This window comes from Duganella phyllosphaerae (assembly GCF_001758785.1).
GTDB lineage: Bacteria > Pseudomonadota > Gammaproteobacteria > Burkholderiales > Burkholderiaceae_D > Rugamonas > Rugamonas phyllosphaerae.
Genome location: NZ_LROM01000132.1, coordinates 1 through 5463 on the forward strand (window position 1 = coordinate 1; position 5463 = coordinate 5463).

Genomic DNA, 5463 nt, shown 5'->3' on the forward strand with positions numbered 1-5463 from the left:
ATTGCAATGGCCATATCCGGGCCGTTCGAAAGTAACCACCAGAAGAACCCGGTCGTGACAGTAAAGCGGACGAACTCCGCGAAGAATTCGCCTATATCGGCCTTCCTTAGTGCCATCAGCCCAAACGTCCAGACCATGCTGATGGTCGCAAGCACCCAGAATAGCCATGATGCATAATTTTTGATGACCGTTCCCCACGTTGCGCTCTGAGTCAGGAATCGATTGGCGACATCATCCAAAAGCCCCGTATCCGGAATTGCAGCAAAAGCTGCCCCCGCGCCACAAACGCCGATAAATGCGACAGCAACTTTGAGAAGGGAACGGTTCATATCAAAAGCCTTTGTCTTTCGACCTGTCTGCCGGAGGTGGTGTTTCATACCTTTCCTCGTGCCTTTTTTTTCGTTCACCGTCGGATTCTTCCCTCTTGTTATCACAAGCAGAAAGTGTAAAAAGCAAAGCAAGCATCAGTAGCCATTTCATTAGAACCTCCTGTCGAGATTGCGGTTGGATGGACCAGGTACACGGTAATGCGCGTCGCTTGCTACTTGTTGCCTTGCGTCGTTATCCGCCACAGCCTGCAAGCGTGTAGCCATGAGGTTTTGCTGAGCTATGAGCAACGCCCGCACCTGGAGAAGTTGATTGGATTGATGGCTGGCCAGTTGATTCGCGTAGCCGATTGCCTGAACTTGCCCGTTCGCACCCTGCGCTGCGGCTTGGAGCTGCCGCAACTTCGACGCATCGACCTGCAGGTTTTCCTGTTGACGATCAAGGCCCTTGAACACCGCTTCCGTCGATCGTTTCTGCGACTCGGACCCGAACCGCTCCGCCTCCTTCATCGCATCCCACTGGACCTGCGTACAGCCGTTCACCGAATAACAAGGCGAACCCTGATATGCCGATGCGTCGCGGAATTTACGCAGATAGGCATCAACGCTGCCCAGCGTGGCTTTGTAGTGGCTTAGCGTGTCAATTGATGCTCGTAGATCGTTCATCGTCAAATTCGCCGCATCCCAGATCTGCTGCGACGGCGCCATCGTGTTTTGCAGCATATTCTCGTACTGCTGCAACTGCGTGCGGTACTGCTCGATCTGCTTCAAGGTGTGCGCAACGTTTTCAATGGCGCTGATCAGGTTCTGGCTCAGGTTGGCGCCGTCGATCACCGGGATGCCGGCGCTCACCGCAGGGTTGCTGACTGCCAGCAGCGACGCCAGCAAGATCGCCGCGATCTGCGCGGGGACCGGTCTGCGTTTCAGGGGTTTCATGACTTCTCCTTGGTGTTAATAGTCAAACGGTTTATACGGTTTCGAGAACGTCATGTCCTTGATGACGATGACGTTGAAACGGTAGCCGGGGCGAATTTCCAGCGTCGGTGCGATGTTGAGGTTCTTGGCGATCATCTGCGCCGTCGCCTGGCCCAGTTGTTGGCCCATCGCTTCACTGAGCGCGCTGCCCGCTGTCGGCCGGGCGTTGGCGTTACCTGTCTGCGGCTGGCTCAGCGCCACGCCTGCGGTAACGCCCGACATCAGGAATGCGGACGAGAACACGCGGAAGTAATGGTTGTTGACCCGGTCCTTGAAGCCGCCGTAGCCAGCGCCGTCGGCCCCCGGCATGGCGCCGATGTCGAGCGCCTTCCCGTCCGGGAAAACGATGCGCTGCCAGGCGATCAGGATGCGCGACTGGCCGTAGGCGACGTCGCTCGCGTAGCTGCCCACCAGCCGCGAGCCCTGCGGAATGAGCTTGTACTTGCCGACGGGCGTGTCGTACACGTCCTGGCTCACCTGCGCCACGATCTGCCCGGGCAGCTCGGAATTGATGCCAGAGATGAGCGTGGCCGGCACCACGAAGCCGGCCCGCAGTTCGTACGGAGAACGCGGCGCCTCGACGCGGGAGTCCAGGCGCCAGCGGTCCTCCTTGGCGGAGCCTGCAAACTGGGCGATGTCGTTGCGGCGGCCCGATGCTGCGCTGGCCTCAGAACCGCCGGGACTCTGGCCATCGACCGCGCCGCCGCCCTGGATCTGCCGCAGGCGCGCTGCATACGCGGCTGCAGGGTCGTCGCGGGTGCTGTCCTCGATCTGCTGGCGTACCGATGCCAGGCGGGCCAGCATAGTGTCGGCGCCTGCGATGGTGCCGATGCCCGGCCCTGTCCCTGTCCCGGTCCCGGTGCCACCTGGCGCGAGCGGGCCGGAGGCGGCGCTGCGCGGCGCGATCACCGCCAGGCCCGTCCTTGCCCTGACCGCTTCGTCGAACTGCTGCATCTTCATCATGCGAAAGCGCATGGCCTCCTCGTCGCGCACTGTCGGCCCGGCGTTGCCCGACTGGCCCTGTGATCCGGGCGGTAGCGGCGGCAAGTCGAGGTTATCGGGACGGGCCACCAGGATAGCTCCTGGCGCGGGCTCCACCGGGAGCGTCGGCGGCGCTGGCGCCTTGGGCTGCACCATCCCGTCTTTCTGGCTGCCTGCGATTTCCTCGGCAAACATCTTGGTATTCCCCTTGCGCAGGTCGTCGGCGGGCTTGGCGCCCTGGTGTTGGTTGGCGGCCCGGTCCCATGCCACCAGCGCCATGATCAGCAGGAACACGCCCAGCGCGCCGGCCACGATGTAGATCGGCAGGTTGTTGACGCGGCGCACGCCGGAGCGGCCGGACTGGTCGCCGGGCGACGCTTCCGGCGCCATGTCCGCATCGGCACTGTTGCTCATGGCCCTACTCCTTCCTGATCCAGTTACTTGCCGGTACGGCTGCGCCGGCATCGAGCCGGTACAGCCTCGACAGCGGCTGGCCGTTGAGCAACAAGGTCAGGCGCCATAGCCCCAATTCGGCTTGCTGGTCCACGATGTAGGCCAGCGTTGTTGGCGCCGTCTGCACCGAAGGCTTACCTGATGTATTGACCGCCGCAACGGCGACAGGTTCCACGACGGCGTAACCGGTGCTGCGCAGCGCCGTCGTCAGCGCGGCGCCAAAGTCGTCCTGCATCGGGTGCAGCAGTTGCAGGCGAGTATGGGCCGGCGGGTACAGTGCCACCAAATTTTTTACGGCATCGGCCGCTACGGCCTGTCCGAAGGCTGGCGTGGCTGCGGGGGAATCAAGGAAATATCCGTGCAAGGCCGGTGGCGGCGCGCTGGCGCAGCCGAGCAGGCTGAACGCAGCGGCAGCGACAAGTGAAAGGCAGCGCATGTCATTTCCCCTTCGTGATCGTGACGCGGTCCTGGTCGCGGCCCACGCCGGTGATCAGGATGGCCTTGTCGAAAACGGTATCGACGATGTAGCGGTCGCCCTGGAGGCGGTAGTTGACCATCACCGTTTCATCGCCAGAGAACCAGCCGCCCTCCTTGCGCACCACCAGCAATATCGGCGCTTCGGTCTGCGCCATCGCGGCGGGCATCTGGATCACCGTCTTGACGCCATCGTTGAACACGCGCACCGGCTTCCATGGCGCGGTGCCGGCGACCTCGTATTTAAAATTGAGGTCGCCGAGATACTCGCCCGTCTCCGCAATGGTGCGCTCCTGCCGCTCCTTCTTCTCGCGGGCGCGCACGACATCCCACTTCGCCAGCGCATCCTCCGGGTAGGTGAAACTCACCTGTGGCATGAATTCTGTGCGGTGGGAGCTGAGCCTGATGTGGTAGGTGCGCCGGCTGGTGGTGATCACCAGGTTGGTTTGCAGCCCCACGTCGAGCGGCTTGAGGATCAGGTGCTGGACCTCGGTGGCGCCGGCGCCGCTCACCGCCGGTTCCACCGTGAAGCGCGGATCGCCCACGTGCAGGTTGTTGACCTGCTCGCCCGGCTGCAAGGCGATGTCGCACACTTGCAGCACGGCGCAGACGACGCTGGCCTGCTGCACGCCGTAGATGAAGAGCACCGCGCCGGCTGGTCCCGCGAACGGCTTGACGCCGGTTGCGGCGCCCTTCTCCCAGCGCTGCGCGATGGCCAGCGCCTCCTTGTCCTGCGCCGTCAGGCGCGGATTCTTGCGGTCGAAGTAGGCGTCGGCCGGATCGTCGCTGGTTGGCGTCGGCAGCGGTTTTGCTGCCTTCGCTGCGGTATCCTGCGCCGCCGCAATCGGCACCAGCGGCGCCAGCGCGCACAGCGACAGGATGGTCAAGAGCTTGCGCATCATGTTCCCCTCTAAAGTTGTTTCGACCACGAGAAGTCGCGCACGTGTACCCCCAGCGGGTTGTTGCGCAGGTCTTCCTCGGTGGTCTCGGGCGTGGCCGGTATGACGTAGACGGTGACGAGCGCGCGCCAGCGCTGCGCTTCGCCTTTTCTGACGCCCTGCCGGTCGCGGACGGTCTCCATCCAGTCCACCTGCCAGGTATCCGGCGTTTGCGGAATGACGGAGGTGATCTCGATGCTGGCCGTTTCCCGCGCGGCGCGCTTGAACGGGTTGCTTTCCTCGGTACCGTTGAGCCATTCGTTGGCCTTGGCGGTGGCAGGATCGTTCGGCGCCAGCATGGCGTACACCTTGAAGACCGCCTTGCGCTGCAAGGCGATATCGGGCGTGACCAGGCGCATGCTGCCGACCCAGTCGGCCACCGACGCGTGCAGCACGCGCTGGTCGATGGGCGCCGCGCGGTCCGCACGCGCCACCGCCTGCTGCTGGCCGAGCCGGTCCACCTCCACCACGTACGGCACGAAGCGGGACTGGCTGCCGATGTAGACCATGCCGCCCACGCCCGCCAGGGCAACCAGCAGCGCCAGCACGCCAAGCAGCTGGAACATCTGCCGGCTGGCGGCGTTGGCCGCGCTCTGGTCGTTCCAGGTGCGGCGCGCGGCCAGGTACGGGTTTTCGCTCTCGCCCTGGCGCCGGCCGCCATCGACGATGGTTGGTTCAAACCGTTCTTCGCCTGCTTCATTGGCTGGGCGCCGGCGCGCCAGCCTGCTGATCATTGTTCCGATATTCATTGTCGTGCTCCGTAGTCTTTAAGATCGAGCCCCCTGGACACCAGCCAGGCATCGCGCCAGCCGTCTCCCCTTTCCGCCTCGAGCTGCCTGATGACGGCGATCGATTCCTTGTCGGTGGAGCCGGCGAACGCCATGGCCAGCGGCCCCAGTGCCGCCTCGTACAGGCGGCAGCCGCTCTCGGACACAACGTAGTACTGGCGCTTGGGAATGGCCGTGGCGATGATCTCGATTTGCCTGGCGTTAAGGTTCATCTGGCTGTACAGGGGTGCCGCCTCGTGGGTGCGCGCATCGCGGTTGGCCAGGTAGATCTTGGTGGCGGTGGATTCGACGATCACGTCGAGGATGCCGCTGCGCGCCGCGTCGGACAGGCTCTGGGTGGCCAGCAGCACCACGCAATTTTTCTTGGCGAAGGACTTGAGCCACTCCCGGATCTTGTCGCGGAATGCCGGGTGGCCGAGCATGATCCACGCTTCGTCGATCACGATCATCGCCGGCTGTCCGCGCAGGCTGCGTTCGATGCGGCGGAACAGGTACAGCAGCACCGGCAGCGCGAACTTCTCGCCGAGG

At 63.7% G+C, this 5463-nt stretch carries 6 protein-coding genes and 1 pseudogene; all 7 read right to left on the reverse strand.

What is annotated here, in order from left to right:
- The coding region (locus DUPY_RS22820) for a type IV secretion system protein (protein WP_443093062.1) at positions 1 to 377 on the reverse strand (377 nt) is incomplete at its 3' end.
- A gap of 102 nt (positions 378 to 479) precedes the next feature.
- Positions 480 to 1262, reverse strand: a complete 783-nt coding sequence (trbJ, locus tag DUPY_RS22825; protein ID WP_208600088.1) for a P-type conjugative transfer protein TrbJ — start codon at positions 1260 to 1262, stop codon at positions 480 to 482.
- Positions 1263 to 1277: 15 nt separating this feature from the next.
- Positions 1278 to 2696, reverse strand: a complete 1419-nt coding sequence (locus DUPY_RS22830; RefSeq protein ID WP_070251412.1) for a TrbI/VirB10 family protein — start codon at positions 2694 to 2696, stop codon at positions 1278 to 1280.
- Between the two features lie 4 nt (positions 2697 to 2700).
- The gene (locus DUPY_RS22835) at positions 2701 to 3171 is read right to left on the reverse strand and encodes a conjugal transfer lipoprotein TrbH (protein ID WP_070251414.1); all 471 of its coding nucleotides are present in this window, start codon (positions 3169 to 3171) and stop codon (positions 2701 to 2703) included.
- Position 3172: 1 nt separating this feature from the next.
- On the reverse strand, positions 3173 to 4111 hold the full coding sequence (gene trbG, locus DUPY_RS22840; RefSeq protein WP_229255472.1) for a P-type conjugative transfer protein TrbG: 939 nt from the start codon (positions 4109 to 4111) through the stop codon (positions 3173 to 3175).
- A gap of 8 nt (positions 4112 to 4119) precedes the next feature.
- Entirely contained in the window at positions 4120 to 4896 is a 777-nt protein-coding gene (locus DUPY_RS22845) for a VirB8/TrbF family protein (protein ID WP_070251415.1), read from the reverse strand.
- A pseudogene (locus DUPY_RS22850) lies at positions 4893 to 5463 on the reverse strand (conjugal transfer protein TrbE); the annotation flags it as partial. The gene DUPY_RS22845 and the pseudogene DUPY_RS22850, both read right to left, overlap by 4 nt.

Bases quoted from the DNA above. Each gene is read 5' to 3' on its own strand.
- trbJ (WP_208600088.1), bottom strand. From the start codon at position 1,262: ATGAAACCCCTGAAACGCAGACCGGTCCCCGCGCAGATCGCGGCGATC.
- DUPY_RS22830 (WP_070251412.1), bottom strand. From the start codon at position 2,696: ATGAGCAACAGTGCCGATGCGGACATGGCGCCGGAAGCGTCGCCCGGC.
- DUPY_RS22835 (WP_070251414.1), bottom strand. From the start codon at position 3,171: ATGCGCTGCCTTTCACTTGTCGCTGCCGCTGCGTTCAGCCTGCTCGGC.
- trbG (WP_229255472.1), bottom strand. From the start codon at position 4,111: ATGATGCGCAAGCTCTTGACCATCCTGTCGCTGTGCGCGCTGGCGCCG.
- DUPY_RS22845 (WP_070251415.1), bottom strand. From the start codon at position 4,896: ATGAATATCGGAACAATGATCAGCAGGCTGGCGCGCCGGCGCCCAGCC.